General features: G+C 61.0%; 17 protein-coding genes and 1 pseudogene. 4 read left to right on the forward strand and 14 right to left on the reverse strand.

Annotated elements, in window-relative coordinates:
* Window positions 1–11 precede the first annotated feature (11 nt).
* The 12 genes and pseudogenes from rarD to radA form a co-directional block, all read right to left on the reverse strand.
* Window positions 12–923, reverse strand: coding sequence for an EamA family transporter RarD (gene rarD / locus AC13RM_RS06255; protein ID WP_113229525.1), 912 nt, complete (start codon window positions 921–923; stop codon window positions 12–14).
* A gap of 108 nt (window positions 924–1,031) precedes the next feature.
* Complete coding sequence (cimA, locus tag AC13RM_RS06260) at window positions 1,032–2,648, reverse strand: citramalate synthase (protein WP_113229526.1); 1,617 nt, start codon at window positions 2,646–2,648, stop codon at window positions 1,032–1,034.
* A 90-nt stretch (window positions 2,649–2,738) separates the two neighbouring features.
* Window positions 2,739–3,698: a prolyl aminopeptidase gene (pip, locus tag AC13RM_RS06265; RefSeq protein WP_113229527.1), complete on the reverse strand. Its 960-nt coding sequence runs from the start codon at window positions 3,696–3,698 to the stop codon at window positions 2,739–2,741.
* Entirely contained in the window at window positions 3,695–4,171 is a 477-nt protein-coding gene (locus AC13RM_RS06270) for a GFA family protein (protein ID WP_113229528.1), read from the reverse strand. The genes pip and AC13RM_RS06270 overlap by 4 nt, the downstream gene beginning before the upstream one ends.
* Window positions 4,164–4,655 (reverse strand): GFA family protein, encoded by a 492-nt coding sequence (locus AC13RM_RS06275; protein WP_113229529.1) that lies wholly within the window; start codon window positions 4,653–4,655, stop codon window positions 4,164–4,166. Before AC13RM_RS06275 ends, AC13RM_RS06270 begins: the two co-directional genes overlap by 8 nt.
* Window positions 4,652–5,134, reverse strand: coding sequence for a GFA family protein (locus tag AC13RM_RS06280; protein ID WP_113229530.1), 483 nt, complete (start codon window positions 5,132–5,134; stop codon window positions 4,652–4,654). Before AC13RM_RS06280 ends, AC13RM_RS06275 begins: the two co-directional genes overlap by 4 nt.
* Window positions 5,131–5,500, reverse strand: a pseudogene (locus AC13RM_RS06285) (endonuclease domain-containing protein). The gene AC13RM_RS06280 and the pseudogene AC13RM_RS06285 overlap by 4 nt, the downstream one beginning before the upstream one ends.
* Before the next feature lie 200 nt (window positions 5,501–5,700).
* A complete protein-coding gene (cysS, locus tag AC13RM_RS06290; RefSeq protein WP_113229531.1) occupies window positions 5,701–7,092 on the reverse strand; it encodes a cysteine--tRNA ligase in 1,392 nt (463 codons plus the stop codon).
* A gap of 223 nt (window positions 7,093–7,315) precedes the next feature.
* Window positions 7,316–8,056 carry an SDR family NAD(P)-dependent oxidoreductase gene (locus AC13RM_RS06295; RefSeq protein WP_113229532.1) on the reverse strand — a complete coding sequence of 247 codons (741 nt, stop codon included), beginning with the start codon at window positions 8,054–8,056 and terminating at the stop codon, window positions 7,316–7,318.
* Between the two features lie 71 nt (window positions 8,057–8,127).
* The gene (gene purF, locus AC13RM_RS06300; protein ID WP_113229533.1) at window positions 8,128–9,612 is read right to left on the reverse strand and encodes an amidophosphoribosyltransferase; all 1,485 of its coding nucleotides are present in this window, start codon (window positions 9,610–9,612) and stop codon (window positions 8,128–8,130) included.
* 164 nt (window positions 9,613–9,776) lie between these two features.
* On the reverse strand, window positions 9,777–10,382 hold the full coding sequence (locus tag AC13RM_RS06305; RefSeq protein WP_113229534.1) for a CvpA family protein: 606 nt from the start codon (window positions 10,380–10,382) through the stop codon (window positions 9,777–9,779).
* Between the two features lie 92 nt (window positions 10,383–10,474).
* The gene (radA, locus tag AC13RM_RS06310; protein ID WP_113229535.1) at window positions 10,475–11,878 is read right to left on the reverse strand and encodes a DNA repair protein RadA; all 1,404 of its coding nucleotides are present in this window, start codon (window positions 11,876–11,878) and stop codon (window positions 10,475–10,477) included.
* Between the two features lie 149 nt (window positions 11,879–12,027).
* Between radA and AC13RM_RS06315 the strand changes: the two genes are divergently transcribed.
* The gene (locus AC13RM_RS06315) at window positions 12,028–12,663 is read left to right on the forward strand and encodes a LysE family translocator (RefSeq protein WP_095436229.1); all 636 of its coding nucleotides are present in this window, start codon (window positions 12,028–12,030) and stop codon (window positions 12,661–12,663) included.
* Window positions 12,664–12,684: 21 nt separating this feature from the next.
* On the opposite strand, the gene alr is transcribed toward AC13RM_RS06315, so the two are convergent.
* Complete coding sequence (gene alr / locus AC13RM_RS06320; protein WP_488554710.1) at window positions 12,685–13,848, reverse strand: alanine racemase; 1,164 nt, start codon at window positions 13,846–13,848, stop codon at window positions 12,685–12,687.
* A gap of 285 nt (window positions 13,849–14,133) precedes the next feature.
* Window positions 14,134–14,634, reverse strand: a complete 501-nt coding sequence (locus tag AC13RM_RS06325; protein ID WP_374816136.1) for a GFA family protein — start codon at window positions 14,632–14,634, stop codon at window positions 14,134–14,136.
* A gap of 213 nt (window positions 14,635–14,847) precedes the next feature.
* Between AC13RM_RS06325 and AC13RM_RS06330 the strand changes: the two genes are divergently transcribed.
* The 3 genes from AC13RM_RS06330 (at window position 14,848) to AC13RM_RS06340 (ending at window position 16,865) form a co-directional block, all read left to right on the forward strand.
* A complete protein-coding gene (locus AC13RM_RS06330) occupies window positions 14,848–15,669 on the forward strand; it encodes an AraC family transcriptional regulator (RefSeq protein WP_374816259.1) in 822 nt (273 codons plus the stop codon).
* Window positions 15,670–15,861: 192 nt separating this feature from the next.
* Complete coding sequence (locus AC13RM_RS06335; protein WP_374816138.1) at window positions 15,862–16,566, forward strand: AzlC family ABC transporter permease; 705 nt, start codon at window positions 15,862–15,864, stop codon at window positions 16,564–16,566.
* The gene (locus AC13RM_RS06340) at window positions 16,563–16,865 is read left to right on the forward strand and encodes an AzlD family protein (protein ID WP_374816140.1); all 303 of its coding nucleotides are present in this window, start codon (window positions 16,563–16,565) and stop codon (window positions 16,863–16,865) included. The genes AC13RM_RS06335 and AC13RM_RS06340 overlap by 4 nt, the downstream gene beginning before the upstream one ends.
* Window positions 16,866–16,910 lie beyond the last annotated feature (45 nt).

The following is a 16,910-nucleotide window of genomic DNA, read 5'->3' on the forward strand; positions in this document are numbered from 1 at the left end:
AGGCCCGCTGGTTAGCCTCCTCTGCTCTGACGCAGCATCGACCAGCTGTAGAGCACGAGACCGGCCCAGATCAGCGAAAATGCAACGAGCTGCGTCGTGCCGAAGGGTTCCTTGAACAGAAAGACGGCGATCAGGAAGACCATGGTCGGCACGATATACTGCATAATGCCGATGGTCGACATTCTCAGAAGCTTCGCGCCATTGGCGAAGATCATCAGCGGAAGCGCCGTCACGAGTCCGCAGCCGAGCAGAAGCGCAGTATCCGAAATGCCGGTCTGGTAAAAGTGGCCTTCCCCGCGCGCTTCCAGATAGAGGATGTAAAATGCTGCCGGGATGCAGAGCAGCAGCACCTCGATGAAGAAGCCCTGATTGGCTCCCACAGGCAGGGTCTTGCGGAAAAAGGCATAGAAGCCCCAGGAGAAGGTCAGTGACAACGCGACCCAGGGCAGGGTGCCGGCTTTCACCGTCAGGATGATGACGGCGGCGGCTGCAAGGCAGATCGCGACGATCTGCGTCGGCGCAAGCTTTTCCTTGAGCAGGATGGCGCCGAGCGCAATGCTGAATAGCGGATTGATGAAGTAGCCGAGGGCAGCATCGAGCGAATGGCCGGCGCCGATCGCCCAGACATAGGTTCCCCAATTGATGGTGACGAGCGCTGCCGTCAGCGATGCCATGGCGATCGTGCGCGGATTACGAAACGCCGCCTTCACGTCACCCAGGCGACCGAGCGCCAGCAGCACGATGCCTGCGACGGGGACCGACCAGACGATGCGATGGGCAATGACCTCGAAAGCCGGGATATGCGCCAGCGCCTTCATATAGAGCGGCAGGATGCCCCAGAAGAGATAGGCCGTCATCGCAAAGCCGAAGCCGCGGATAGCGTCGTTGTTCTTGATTTCAGGTTCGACCGCGTCGGTGGCCATGAATTTTCCCGTCTTTCACAATTATTTGAGACGGGATTACTCCAATGCATACGGCATGGCTAATTCATTTCCTTGACGGCATCGTCAAGCTTTTTGATGGGCGGCGGATCACTCCGCCGCTATTCTGCCTGCCATATGGCGGTTTTTCATCAGCTTGTAGATGACGGAATCCATCAGCGCCTGGAACGATGCATCGATGATGTTCTCGGACACGCCGACCGTCCACCAGCGTACGCCGTCGCTATCGGTAGATTCGATCAGGACTCGGGTTATGGCCTCCGTACCGCCGTTGAGGATACGCACCTTGAAGTCCGCCAGTTCCAGGTCGTCGATCTCATGCTGGTATTTGCCGAAATTCTTGCGCAGCGCCAGGTCGAGCGCGTTGACCGGGCCATCGCCTTCGGCCACCGACATGATCGTCTCGCCATCGATGATGATCTTGACCACCGCTTCCGAGACGATTTTCACCCGGCCGTGGGAATCGAAGCGGCGTTCGACCATGACGCGGAAACCATCGATCGCGAAGAACTCCGGGATGGTGCCGAGCGTGCGCCGCGCCAGAAGCTCGAAGCTCGCGTCCGCGCCTTCGTAAGCATAGCCTGTCGCTTCACGCTCCTTGACGATCTGGATCAGCTGGTCGAGCTTGGGGTCGTCCTTGCCGACCTCGATGCCGCGCCGTTTTAGCGCATTGATGAAATTCGACTTGCCGCCCTGGTCGGAGACCATGACCTTGCGGAAGTTGCCCACGCTCTCCGGTGGCACGTGCTCATAGGTGCGCGGGTCCTTCAGCAGCGCCGAGGCGTGGATGCCGGCCTTGGTGGCAAAGGCGGATGCGCCGACATAGGGGGCCTGATGGTCCGGCGAGCGGTTCAGTAGCTCGTCGAAGGCATGCGAAAGGCCGGTTAGGCCCACGAGCCGCTCGGCGTCGATCGTCGTTTCGAAGCGTTCGCTATAGGCCCTTTTCAGTGCCAGCGTCGGGATCAGCGTGATCAGGTTGGCATTGCCGCAGCGCTCACCGATGCCGTTCAGCGTGCCCTGGATTTGCCGAACGCCGGCCTCGACCGCGGCAAGCGAATTGGCAACGGCCTGGCCGGTGTCATTATGGGCATGGATGCCAAGACAGTGCCCGGGAACGCCGCAGGCGATGACGGCTTCGACGATGGCGCGGACTTCCGGCGGCTGCGTACCGCCATTGGTGTCGCAGAGTACGACCCAGCGCGCTCCGGCATCATAGGCCGTCTTGGCGCAGGCAAGCGCGTAGGTCGGATTGGCCTTGTAACCGTCGAAGAAATGCTCGCAATCGACGAGAGCCTCCTTGCCGGCATTGACGGCTGCCTTGACGCTTTCTGCGATGCTTTCGAGGTTCTCCTCGTTGGTACAGCCAAGCGCCACCTTGACGTGATAGTCCCAGCTCTTGGCGACGAAACAGATCGCGTCGGACTTCGCCTGCAGCAGGCTCGCAAGGCCGGGATCATTGGAAGCGGAGATGCCGGAGCGCTTCGTCATGCCGAAGGCGACGAAGGTGGCCGATGTCGTGCGCTTCTCATCGAAGAAGGCCGTGTCGGTCGGATTGGCGCCGGGATAACCGCCTTCGATGTAGTCCAGGCCGAACTCATCCAGCATGGTGGCGATGGCAATCTTGTCCTCGACCGAGAAATCGATACCGGGCGTCTGCTGGCCGTCGCGGAGCGTCGTGTCGAAGAGATAGATTTTTTCGCGTGTCATACTGTTTCCTCCGGCGAACCGGTTCTTCTTGCTCAGTCGCTCCCTCTCCCCGTTAACGGGGAGAGGGCTGGGGTGAGGGGCGTTCCGAGATCAGATCTTCCCTGCAAACTTATCCGTCGCGCGGATCAGCCGATCGAGAATGCCAGGCTCCGACGAGGCATGGCCTGCGCCCTCGATCAGATGAAATTCCGCTTTCGGCCAGGCCTTGTGCAGCGCCCAGGCATATTTGGCGGGGCAGGGCATATCGTAACGGCCATGGACGATGACGCCGGGAATGTCCTTCAGCTTATAGGCGTCGCGCAGCAGCTGGCCCTCTTCGAGCCAGCCGGCATTGACGAAGAAATGGTTCTCGATGCGAGCGAAGGCATGTGCATATTCTGCATCCTCGAACTGGGCGCTGACCGCCGGCTCCGGCAGAAGCGTGATTGTCTCGCCTTCCCATATCGACCATGCCTTCGCGGCTTCCAGGCGGGCAGCCTTGTCCGGATGCGTCAGCAGCCGATGGTAAGCGGCCATCATCTCATGACGCTCTTCCGGTGGGATCGGGGCAATGAAGCGCTCCCATTTGTCGGGGAACATCTCGGAGACGCCGAACTGATAATACCAGTCGAGTTCGGCTTTCGTCAGCGTATAGATGCCGCGCACCACCAGCTCGGAAACGCGATCCGGATGCGTTTCGGAATAGGCAAGCGCCAGCGTCGAGCCCCAGGAGCCGCCGAATACAAGCCATTTCTCCACACCGGCCATTTTGCGCAGCCGCTCGATATCGTCGACCAGATGCCAAGTCGTATTGGCCTCAAGCCCGGCATGCGGCGTCGAGCGCCCGCAGCCGCGCTGGTCGAACAGGGTCACGTCGTAAAGCGTGGGATCGAATACGCGGCGATGGCTGGGCGAGATGCCGCCGCCCGGACCGCCATGCAGGAAGACCGCGGGCTTGGCGCCGGGCGTTCCCACCCGTTCCCAATAGATCACATGACCGTCGCCGACATCGAGGTGACCGGAAGCATAGGGTTCGATTTCCGGATAGAATGTGCGCAGGAGCTCGGTCATATTTTCAGCCCCTCGGCGGGCCAGACATCCGTATCGTGGTCGGGATGCTGGAAGGAAATGATCTGCTCCTGCCGCGAATAGAAATCCGGATCCTGATAGACGGGTTTTTCGAAGATTGTCTCCACCCAGGGCAGACGATAGGCATGGTTAACCTGGATCTGCGGGGCGAGATCATCGCGCTCGTCGAAGGCGCCGATGGCAATTTCGAGGCCGCCGGGATGACGGTATGTCAGCGGTGTGCCGCAGTTCTTGCAGAAGCCGCGGTCGATATTGACGGAGGACTGGAAATAGGTCGGCTCGCCGCGCGTCCATTCCACGCCATCTTCAGGTGCCGTAACGAGGGCGGAGAAGAAGTTGCCGAACTGCTTTTGGCACATGCGGCAATGGCAGATCGACGGACGGCCGAGCTCGCCGCGAATGCGAAACCGCACCGCGCCGCATTGGCATCCTCCGCTTCTGGTAGCTTCACTCATGGCTCTTCTCCTCTGGCCAGCTTGAGGTATCGTGATCGGGATGTTGATGATTGGAGAGCTTGATCGATATCGCACGATCCGAGCTATCCTCATCGGGTTCCATCGGCAGCGCATTGAGCGCCTGGAACCAGGACATCTTTCCCGCGGGGTTCGATTGCGCGATGGGTTGGATCGCCGCTGGCTCGTCCAGCGAGCCAAGTGTCACATTGATGGAATCCGTGCCTGGAACGTCATAGAACAATGGCGTACCGCAAGTGCCGCAAAAGCCACGGCGCACGAGATCGGACGAATGAAACCATGAGGGTTCGCCGCGCGTCAGTTCGAAATCGACACGCTTGGCATTCCCCAGCGGCAGGGCGTAATTGCCGGAGGCCTTCTGGCACATGCGGCAATGGCAAAGATGCGGATAGCCGAGCGCACCGGCGGTGCGATAACGAACCGCGCCGCATTGGCATCCGCCGCTATATCCCGCTGCCATTGTCATTTGCTACTCTCCAGTGGCCATGCCGCCGTATCGTGGTCGGGATGCTGATATGACACAAGTTCAAGCACGAAAGGCGCCTGCTCAGCGTCCTCTTCCGTCCGGTGTCCAGGCAGCAGATGCAGCCGATCGACGAAGCCGATCTTGGCTTCCGTGCCATATTGCACGACAGGCGGCAGTTGCGAGGGATCGTCGAACGTGCCGGCCGCGACTGCGATGCCATCGGGCGCCTCGTAGGTCAGTGGCGTGCCGCAATCTCCGCAGAAGCCGCGCTTCACATAGTTGGACGATTGAAATGCCTTCCGCTCCCCACGTGTCCATGTAAGCTCGGTGCCGCGCACCGAAACCAGCGGCGCATAATAGGCGCCGAAGGCCTTCTGGCACATGCGGCAGTGACAGATGGAGGCGTCCTTCAGCTCACCCCGCACCCGGAAGCGAACCGCGCCGCACTGACAGCCGCCGGTGAAGGTCGAGACGGTCATGCTTTATCCTTTCCGAGAATGATGAGGATATGCATGCAGACGTTCTCTATGTCCTTCAGAACGTCGTCCATTCCAGAAACGCACAACCGCCCAGCCGTCAGCTTCGAGACGACGGGTACGAACCTTTTCATAGGTCTGATCGTCGTCATTGCCATGTTGGGAGCCATCGACTTCGACGATGAGTTTTTCAGAAGGGCAGGCGAAATCGACGATATAGCCGGCGATGGGCAGCTGACGGCGAAAGCCGAGGCCCATGAGGCGGTGGGCGCGTAGTTCATTCCAGAGACGCGCCTCGGCATCCGTCATGACCTTGCGCATACGGCGGGCATTGCTTCGGATCTTCGGCGGGACTGGAGTATGCGGCAAGTTACCCCCCTCTGTCCCTGCCGGGACATCTCCCCCACAAGGGGGGAGATTGTTAACTCGTAGCACTCGCCCAGCACAAACGAAGATCGAATCCGTGGAGACTATCCTCCTTGGTTTTGAGAAGAGGCGCGGCAAACTCCCCCCAATCTCCCCCCTTGTGGGGGAGATGTCACGAAAGTGACAGAGGGGGGTAACCAGGTTCACCGCTTGATCTCCCAAGTCGTGATGCGCTCGCCCGTCGCCGCATCCTTCCCATCCTTGAGCTGAACACCTCTTGCCGTCAGCTCCTCGCGAAGCTTGTCGGCTTCGGCGAAGTTCTTTGCCTTCAGCAACTCCAGACGCTGGCGCACCTTGGCATCGATCTCTGCGACCACAGCTTCGTCGATCTCTGCCTTCTTCGGCAGCAGGCCGAGAAGATCGGCGCTGGCCGCGAAGACGGGCAGGAGGCTGGCATCGGCATTGGCGGCCTGTGCCAGGGCATGCAGTGCCTGGATGGCGGCGACGGTGTTGAGATCGTCGCCGAGTGCGGCAAGCACTGTTTCATCCGGCGCCGCTTGACCGGCATCCGCTGCCGGCCATTTGGCGATCAGCCTTTCCGCTTCCTCAAGACGCTTGACGGAAAAGTCGATCGGCTCGCGATAATGCGTCATCAGCATGGCAAGCCTTAGCACCTCGCCCGGCCAGGTTCGGCCGCCGAGCTTGTCCGTCTGCAGCAATTCGTGGATGGTGACGAAATTGCCTTCCGATTTCGACATCTTGCGGCCTTCGACCTGCACGAAGCCGTTATGCATCCAGACATTCGCCATGGCATGCGTGCCATGCGCGCAGCGCGACTGGGCGATTTCGTTTTCATGGTGCGGGAAGATCAGGTCGAGCCCGCCGCCGTGAATGTCGAAGACGTCGCCGAGATAGCGCCCGCTCATGGCCGAGCATTCGATATGCCAGCCCGGACGGCCGCGGCCCCAGGGGCTTTCCCAGCCCGGCTCGTTTTCATCCGACAGCTTCCAGAGCACGAAATCGCCAGGGCTCTTCTTGTGTTCGTCGACGGCGACGCGGGCGCCAGCCTGCTGCTCATCGAGATTGCGCTTCGAAAGCTGGCCGTAGTCGGCCATCGACTTGGTGTCGAACAGCACTTCACCGGCCGCGCGATAGGCGTGGCCCTTCTCGATCAGCGTTTCGATGATCGCGATCATTTGCGCGATATTGTCGGTCGCCCGCGGCTGTACCGACGGCTCCAGGCAGCCGAGCGCCGTCGTATCCTCACGGTACTGCCGCTCGGTCTTTTCCGTCACCAGGCGGATCGCATCATTCAGCGGCAGGCCGGGATGGTCGCGGAGCGCGCGCGCGTTGATCTTGTCATCGACGTCGGTGATGTTGCGGACATAGGTGACCTGGCTCTCGCCGTAGACATGCCGCAGCAGCCGGAACAGCACGTCGAAAACGATCGCCGGGCGGGCATTGCCGATATGGGCGAAATCATAGACCGTCGGGCCGCAGACATACATGCGGACGTTGTCGCGGTCGATCGGCTGGAAATCGACCTTTTCGCGCGTCAGCGTGTTGTAGAACTTCAATTGCGGCTCGGCGGCCATATCACTCTCCCAAGGCATAAATCCGAAAAAATACCGTCACCGGCAGGCCGGACGTTTGTCATCTTGGATTTTGGGAGACGAAAACGGCCAGGCCAGCGAAACGCTAGTGAATAATCTTCCGGCAGATAATGCAGATAACCGTTTTCATGGGCGGCTTTATCGCGCGCCGGATGAATTTGGTCAAGTAGGGATAAGGCGCCTCAGGTAAAGGCCTGGGCTGTTTTTATTCCGGCATCCGGTAGTCGACGAGCCTGTTCTCGCGCACGACGAAAAGCTTGCCGGTTTCAGTGACGTCCGGGCCGGTGAGCGGGACGATCGCCTGGGCGACCTCTCGCGGATGCGGCAGCGTATCCGGGTCTTCGCCGGGCATCGCCTGGGCGCGCATGGCGGTACGGGTAGCGCCCGGATCGACGCTGGTAATGCGCAGCGGCGTGCTCTGTGTTTCCCCGGCCCAGGTGCGGGCCAAAGCTTCGACAGCCGCCTTGGAGGCGGAATAGGGACCCCAGAACGGTCGGCAGCGATGGGCGGCGGCCGAGGAGAGGATGACGGCGCGGCCGGCATCGGAGCGCATCAGCAGTGGCTCGACGGAACGGATCAGCCGCCATGTGGCGGTGACATTGATCGTCATCACCTTCTCGAACACCTTGGCCTCGACATGGCCGATCGGCGAAATCACGCCGAGAACACCGGCATTGGCGACGAGGATGTCGAGTTTGCCCCAGCGCTCGAAGATGGAGGCGCCGAGCGCGTCGATGGCATTCATGTCGGCAAGGTCGAAGGGCACCAGAGTTGCCGAGCCGCCGACAGCCTTGATGGCATCGTCAAGCTCTTCAAGCCCGCCGACCGTGCGGGCGCAGGCGATCACATGCGCGCCGGCCTTGGCCAGTTCCAACGCCGTGAAATAGCCGATACCGCGCGATGCGCCGGTGACGAGGGCGATCTTGTCCTTGAGGTTGACGCTCATGCTGCCTGGATCCGGATATGTAAGGGAAGGGAAAGGGGCGAAATGCCCCTCTCGGCCGTTACTTGGGCGTGTCAGCCGTTGCTGGCGAGAACGGAAAGTTTGCGCACGTTGCTGGTGCTTTCCTTGTCGAGCAGGCGGGTCGGATAATCCCCGGTGAAATAATGATCGGTGAACTGCGGCTGCGCATTGTTGCGCGGCTCGCCGCCCACGGCACGGTAAAGCCCGTCGATCGACAGGAATTCCAGCGAATCCGCACCGATGAAATCGCACATGGCCTTCAGGCTGCTGTACTGGTTGGCGAGTAGCTTGTCGGCGTCCGGCGTGTCGATGCCGTAGAAGTCCGGATGGAAGATCATCGGGCTGGCGACGCGGATATGCACTTCGCTGGCGCCGGCATCGCGGATCATCTGTACGATCTTCACGGACGTCGTGCCGCGCACAATGGAATCGTCGACCAGCACGACGCGCTTGCCTTCGATGATGGCACGGTTGGCGGAATGCTTGAGCTTCACGCCGAAGGCGCGAATCTGCTGCGTCGGCTCGATGAAGGTACGGCCGACATAATGGTTGCGGATGATGCCGAGTTCGAAGGGAATGCCGCTTTCCTGCGCATAGCCGATGGCGGCCGGCGTGCCGCCATCCGGCACCGGCACGACAACGTCGGCTGCGACGGGCGCTTCCTTGGCGAGATTGATGCCCATGTTCTTGCGCGCAACATAGACGTTGCGGCCGCCGACAACGGAATCGGGACGGGCAAAATAGACATATTCGAACAGGCAGAGACGCTCGGGCTGCGAAACGTCCGGCTTGCGTGCGTCGATGGTGATCGAACCATCAGGCTGGATCTCGCAGATGATCACTTCACCGTTTTCAACGTCCCGAATGTATTTTGCGCCAATGATGTCGAGCGCGCAGGTTTCCGAACAGAAGATCGGCTTGCCGTCGAGTTCACCCATGACAAGCGGCCGGATGCCGATCGGGTCGCGCGCTGCGATCAGCTTCGTGCGCGTCATGGCGAGCATCGAATAGCCGCCTTCCATCTGCCTGATGGCATCGATGAAGCGGTCGGAAGAGGAAGCCTGCTTGGAACGGGCAATGAGGTGAAGAACGACTTCGGTATCCGAATTCGACTGACAGATGGCGCCATCGGCGATCAGCTGCCGCCGCATGGTCAGGCCGTTGGTGAAGTTGCCGTTATGAGCGATGGCGATGCCGCCGACTTCCAGTTCGGCGAATAGCGGCTGCACGTTGCGAAGCACGGCGTCGCCCGTCGTCGAATAACGCACATGGCCCATGGAGCGGTCGCCGGGCAGGCGGGCAAGAGTTGCGGGATCGGTGTAGTGATCGCCGACGAGACCCATCCGTCGCTCGGAATGGAAGCGCTGACCGTCGAATGAAACGATGCCGGCCGCCTCCTGGCCGCGATGCTGTAGGGCGTGCAGGCCGAGGGCCGTCAAGGCAGCCGCATCCGGATGTCCCAGAATGCCGAAGACGCCGCATTCTTCATGCAGCGTGTCGCCGTCGATATCGTCCTCGAAGGAAACGGAATGATTCATGGCTGCGGGCCTTTGCTCTCAACGTGGGCGGATCGGGGCGGCGTCACGAGTGACCATTAAAATAGCTCAAAATCCGGCCGGAAAAAATATCGGGCCGGATCTTCTAATGTCACGCCGCTCAAATGGCGATTCTCGGGCGGCAGGTCAAGCCTGTAAACGCACTGTCAATTATTTGTCTGCGGCGCAGGCGCGTCATCCGACGGTGCGGTATCGTTCGGCGTGGCGTTGTCGCCGCTTCCCTGCTGCTTCGGCGCAATCTTGTTGAGGATCTCGGCCGGCAGCCTTGCCTGAATGTCCTGCGGAAGCGCTGCCGTCAGCTTCTCGACCATCGAATCGAGGAATGGCTTCGATTTCGCGTTGTTGACCCAGTCCGGACGGGCGGCCGGTGCTACCAGCCAGTTCCAGAAGGCAACGACGACGACCATCAGGAGCAGGCCGCGCGCCGCACCGAAGAGGAAGCCAAGCGTGCGGTCGAGCGCACCGATGCGGCTGTCGATGATGAAATCGGCAATCCGGATGGTGATGAAGGAAATGATGATCAGCGCCAGCAGGAAGATGACGGCGGCAGACGCGATCGTCGCGATCTTGGTGTCGGCCTTGTATTGCAGGGCGTAGGGAACGAGCAGCGGATAAAGATAGTAGGCGGCGACTGCGGCGCCGCCCCAGCTCACGATCGAGAGAATTTCGCGCGAGAAGCCGCGAACCATGGCCAGAACGGCGGAGAAGAGAAGAACGCCGATAACAATACCGTCGAAAATCGTAATGGGCATCTATAATCCACTTCAAGACTTGCCGGACCTTTTTGGTCGGCATCGGCCTCAATCAGGAGCCTCTTCTTCGCCAAGAACGGCTGAAGTAAGGCTCAGTCTTCGTCTTCCGCGCGCTTGAGCGCACCTTTCGATCCGGCAATGCGCGCCACCAGATCCGGCAGGCTGTCGATCTCACTCCAGCGTCCGCCGTTGACCTTCGGTAGATCGGCGGAAGCTGCAGGCAAGACGGCCCCTGAAAATCCCAGCTTCTCGGCTTCCTTGAGGCGCTGGGCGGTGTGCGCGACCGGCCGGACGGCGCCCGACAGGCTGACTTCGCCGAAATAGACGCAATCGGCGGGCAGAGCAAGACCGGCTAGGGAGGAAACCAGTGCAGAAGCGACGGCAAGGTCCGCAGCCGGCTCGGAAATGCGGTAGCCGCCGGCAATATTGAGGTAAACATCGTGCTGGCCGAGCCTGACGCCGCAATGCGCTTCCAGAACGGCGAGAATCATCGAAAGGCGCGCCGAATCCCAGCCGACGATGGCGCGGCGCGGAGTGCCGAGCGATGTCGGCGCCACTAACGCCTGCACTTCGACCAGCACCGGACGTGTCCCCTCGATGCCGGCGAAGACGGCCGCACCTGGCGATTTTTCGTTGCGCTCGCCGAGAAAGAGCTCGGACGGATTGGGTACGTCGCGGAGCCCGGCGTCGGACATTTCGAACACGCCGATCTCGTCGGTGGGGCCGAAGCGGTTCTTCACCGTGCGCAGGATGCGGTAATGATGGCCGCGATCGCCTTCGAAATAGAGGACGGCATCGACCATATGCTCGACGACGCGCGGCCCTGCAATCTGGCCGTCCTTGGTGACGTGGCCGACCAGCACCATGGCCGTGCCAGTCTGCTTGGCGAAGCGGATCATCGCCTGCACGCCGGTACGCACTTGCGTCACCGTCCCGGGCGCGGATTCGGCAAGCTCGCTCCACAGCGTCTGGATGGAATCGATAATGACGAGATCCGGCCGCTTGCCCTCGGAAAGCGTCGCCAGGATGTCTTCGACATTGGTTTCGGCGGCGAGCAGCACTTCCGTGTCAGCCGCCTTCAACCGCTGCGCGCGCAGACGAACCTGTGCCACGGCCTCTTCGCCGGAGACATAGACGATCTTGTGGCCCTGGCGGGCGAGGGCTGCTGCCGCCTGCATCAGCAGCGTCGATTTGCCGATGCCGGGATCGCCGCCGACGAGAACAGCCGATCCCCGCACGAAACCGCCGCCAGTGGCGCGATCGAGTTCGGATATGCCGGTATGGATGCGCGGCGCTTCCTCGATTTCACCCGAAAGCGTGGTCAGCGCGACGGGCTTGCCCTTCTTCGGCGTCTTGGCCGGTCCGCCGCCGATCCCGCCCATCGGATCTTCCTCGACGATGGTGTTCCACGCGCCGCAGCTGTCGCACTTGCCGGCCCAGCGATTGTGGACCGTGCCGCAGTTCTGGCAGATGAATTGTGTGCGGGCTTTGGCCATCGGATGTTCTCAAACTTCGAATGCGTTGCTTTTCGCGACGAATCGCTCAGGCAGTCAGATAATGTCTTTCCCGGCCTATCAAAACTAATGATTTCCGTATCAACGGTGATCGTGTCAGCTTTTATGCCGGGTTTTATGGATGATGACCGATGTTTGACTATTCGCTTGCGCACTGGATGGGCTTTCTGACCGCTGCAATCCTCCTCAATCTGTCGCCGGGACCGGATATCGCCTTCATTCTCGGTCACACGATCAGAAGCGGCATGCGCTCCGGCTTTGCAGCGCTGTTCGGCATCTGGAGCGGCGCGTGCCTGCATGTGCTGATGGCGGCCGCCGGCCTCTCGGCGATTCTTGCCGCTTCCGCGCTGGCCTTTTCGACGGTCAAATGGATCGGCGCGGCCTATCTGATTTGGCTCGGCATTCAGGCGCTGCGCTCGAAGGGCGAGGGGGCATGGATCAAGGAGGCCGGTAGGGCCTTGTCCCTCAGCCGCATTTATCGGCAAGGCATCATGGTCTCGCTGCTCAACCCGAAGGTCGCGATCTTCTTCCTGGCTTTCCTGCCTCAATTCGTCGTCGAAGGCGCTGGCCCGGTCTGGGCGCAGCTTCTGCTGCATGGAAGCCTGATCATCGTAGTCGCCGCCTTCATCGAACCGCCGTTGATCCTCCTCGGTGGCCGATTGAGTGACGCGCTTCGGCGCAATCGGAGCCTGGGCCTGTGGCTCGATCGCGGTCTTGGCACGCTGTTCGTCGCCCTTGGCGTCCGGTTAGCGATCAGCGCTCGCTAAATATTTTGAGGAGTAGCCGGGCTATTCTTCGGTCTCTTCCGAGATATACCGGCGCTCGTGTCGCAGCCCCATGCTGGTCAGCATCTCGTAGCCGATCGTGCCCGCAGCCTTTGCAGCCTCATCCACGGGGATATTTTTGCCGAAAAGTTCGACGTAGTCACCGGCTCTGACCAGGTTTTCCGGCAGGTCGGTGACATCGAAGATGGTCAAGTCCATGGTGATGCGGCCGGCAACGGGCACCTTATGCCCGGCGATAAAGCCATGACCGCCTGGGATGCCGGTCTGGCGCAATGGCACGCCGGCGCTCGACTGGCTGCGCATATAGCCGTCAGCATAGCCTGCCGAGACGATCGCCAGCCGGCTGTCGCGGGTCAATTGCAGCGCGCGGCCGTATCCCACCGTTTCGCCTGCCTTGACCGATCGGGTCTGGATGATCCGCGCCTCGGCCGTCGCCACCGGGCGCATCGGATTGGCCATGCCGGGCACTGCCTCGCCGCCATAGGTGGCGATGCCGGGGCGGGTGAGATCGAAATGATAGTCGGCCCCAAGAAAGATGCCGGCCGAATTGGCAAAGCTCGCTTCGATGCCTTCGAAGGCGGCACTGACCTTTCGGAAGGCCTCGAGCTGCTGCCCGTTCATCGCATTGGAAGGATCGTCGCCGCAGGCGAGATGGCTCATCACGAGAACCGGCGCAAAGCTTGCGGGACGGGAAACGTCATCGGCAAGCGCGATCGCATCGTCCATCGGCAGGCCGAGCCGGTTGAAGCCGGTGTCGACCTGCAGCGCGCAGGGATAGTCGCCATAATCCGACAGAACCGACATCCAGAAGGTCAACTGTTCTTCCGAAGCAATGACCGGTACGAGGTCGTTTTCGAAGAACCGCCGCTCCATGCCCGGCCAGATGCCGCTGAGCACGAAGATGCGGGCCTCGGGGGCATAGAGCCGCAAGGTCGCGCCCTCATCCGCTGTCGCGACGAAGAAATCGCGCGCGCCGGCGCCATAAAGCGTTTCGCCGACATCCTCGATCCCGAGCCCGTACGCATCGGCCTTGACCACGGCCGACGTGCGGGCCTTTCCCGAGCGGCGCGCGAGGTCGCGCCAGTTTTCGACGAGCGCGCCGAGATCCACCGTCAGTCGCAGGCCGGCGGAAGCGAAAGCATCATCGTCATTGAAATTATCTGTCATGGGGCGCCCTGAATAAGGAAGTGGCCGGAGGTGATTTGGCTTGGATCAGGATACTGGCCGTCGATGAAAAGAAAAAGTGCTGCGAGGCATGTATGCGGAATTAGGCAGAAACTGCCGCCACACCAGAGGCTGCTTCGAGGCACGAATGAGCTGCAGGGCTGCCCTTCAGACACTCTGCGCGCATCATCCTGAAAGTAGGCTGTTGCGGCCTTTAGTTTCCGGGATGGTGGTTATTTCGGAATAGCGGCAACGGACAGTGCCCCGCGGGCGATCGCCGGATAGGACTCAGTCGTCACGCCTTCTCACCGCCCATGAGGCGGTATCGCGATCAGGGTGCTGGTTGTTGCTCGTCTTGATCGCCGCAGCCCATTCGGCACCGTTATTTTCAGTCACACCGGTATTTTCTAGGCCCGTAATCGTATCGAACCATCTAACCATGTTCTCGGTGCAGGTGTTGGCATGCGGCGGGAAGGCGTGCGGATCGTCCAGCGAACCTATCATCAGGTTGGTGCGGCCGTTTTCGAGGTGATGGAAGAACAATGGCGTGCCGCAATTGGCGCAGAAACCGCGCTCGACAAGCTCGGAACTCTTCCAGACGCTCGGTTTGCCGCGCGTCCAGGTGAGCGCATCATCGGGCGCGGCGACGAGCGCGGCAAAGATGTTGCCCGAGGCTTTCTGACACATGCGGCAATGGCAGAGATGCGAATTATCATGCATGGCAGTTGCGTGATAGCGCACGGCACCGCACTGGCAGCCGCCGCTCACCTTCATCTCGATGCGTTTCAATTTGTCTTCTCCTTCAAAGGCCTAACGCTTTTTAGGTTTTCATCTTTGGATCGTCCAGCAGAACGACGGATCCGATCACGCCTTCTCAAGAAAGCGCGGACAGGCGGATACCAGTCTTTCCCACACGCGATCACTTTTGTTCAAGACGCGCAGGAGCAGGGACGCTAATGTGCTGATATGCATAATGTTTCGCAGAAAGAGGCCGCTGACGCCATGCCGCTTGCCAAGGTGGAATCGACCCGCTTCTGGCGAGACGGTCGCTTTCGCGGCATGGAATGTCTAAGCGCAAGCTTCGTGACGCATGAATATGCGCCGCATGCGCATGACACGTTCAGCATCGGGACGATTGAAAGAGGCAGCCAGATCACCACACTACTCGGCAGGCGGGAAGAAGCCGGACCGGGCGATCTCTATCTCATCAATCCTGGCATAGTGCATGACGGCGCTCCGGGCGGCGAAGGCTATCGCTACCGAATGATCTACCCGGACACGAAGCTCTTCGTCGACATTCTGGAAGATGTCACCGGCAAAGCCTTCAACGCGACGCCATCTTTCGCCCGTTCGTTGTTGCGCGATCCTCAGCTTGCCAACGCCTTCCACAAGGCGCACCGCACACTCGAGAGCGGCGCCGGCGCGCTGGAATCCGATGAAGGCATGTTCTCGGTGCTGGCGGCGCTCTTTGCGCGCTACGGCAGCACGATCATTCTTCCCGTCGATACGAAGGAGCGTAGCGCCGTCGCGCGCGCCCGCGATTATCTCATGGAGAATTTCGACAGCGATATCGGATTGGAGGAGTTGGCCAAGGTTGCGGGGCTGAGCCGCGCGCACCTGATCCGCGCTTTCCGTAGGGAGTATCATATTACGCCCCATGCCTTTCTGACCGACCGGCGCGTCATCGTTGCCCGCCGATTGCTCAGGGAGGGCCGCATGCCGGCCGACGTCGCCATGGAATGCGGTTTCGCCGATCAGGCGCATTTCACGCGCCACTTCAAATCGCGCACCGGCGTTACCCCGGGCCAGTTCCGCGTTGGCTAGCGTATTTCCAGGAAAACTGCGCAGCGATTTTACGTCCGGAATGCGCTGGGAAATAAGAACATGGAGCATTTTCGCTTGTCTGCGGATATTGAAAACGCGTTGCGGATCTGGATGGAGCTCTAGTCACTTTCGTTCAATACAGCGCCGCTGCCGTCGGCTACCTCTCCGTCATTGTTGAAATGGGGGTTGCCAATGTTGCAGCAAAGCCGGCCGGCCGGCGAATTCAATGCCGGGATGCGTGCCATTTTTCCGCTGATCGTCGCCGTCCTGCCGATCGGCCTCGTGTTCGGCGCGGTTTCGGCGACCAAGGGGCTTTCGCCGCTGGAGACCACACTGATGAGCGCGCTCGTCTTCGCCGGTGGATCGCAATTCGTGGCGATGGATATCTGGACACATCCCGCAAGCTGGATTGGCGCCGGCTTCGCGGCCCTGCTCGTCAATGTCAGGCACTTGCTGATGAGCGCCTCGATCGGCACGAAGATGCAGTCTTTCGCCGGCATCAAACGCTATCTCGCCATGCTGTTTCTCGCCGATGAGATTTGGGCCATGGCGGAATTCCGCGCCGGCGCAACGCGCCTCTCACCTGCCTGGTATGCGGGCATCGTCACGCCCTTCTACTTGGCCTGGGTCGGCTCGTCGCTTGCGGGTGCTCTGCTTGGCGCCTTTCTCGGCGATCCCGCCGTCATCGGTCTCGACTTTGCCTTTCCGGCCGTCTTCATCGTGCTGGTCATGGGCTTCTGGAAAGGATCGGAAACCGGCGCGGTGCTTGCCGCAAGCGGAATTGCAGCCGTTGCTGTCCATCAGTTCGTGCCCGGTGTCTGGCATATTGCGGCCGGTGCGCTGGCGGGACTGGCAATGGCATTCTGGAAAGGCAGGGCGCGGGAGCAGGCGGCATGACGCTCGATCTCAACACTCTGCTCGCCATCCTAGCCATGGCTGCCGCAACGATCTTCACCCGTGTTGGCGGTCTCGTCCTGATTCACTACGCGAAGATTGACGAGCGCCGGCGAACCGCAATCGAAGCCATTCCGCCGGCCGTGCTGATGGCTGTCATTGCCCCGACGGCTTTTACTACCGGCTGGGCGGAGACGCTGGCCTGCGCCGCCACCGCAATCGCCTCCCGCCGCTTGCCGATGCTGGCAAGCGTTGTTGTCGGCGTTGCGACGGCGGGTTTGCTGCGGGCTGCGGGACTCTGAAGCGTATCCGGGAAAAGTGTGAAGCGGTTCTCCGGCCAGCGGGAC

Source organism: Martinezella sp. CNPSo 3732, from assembly GCF_057784515.1.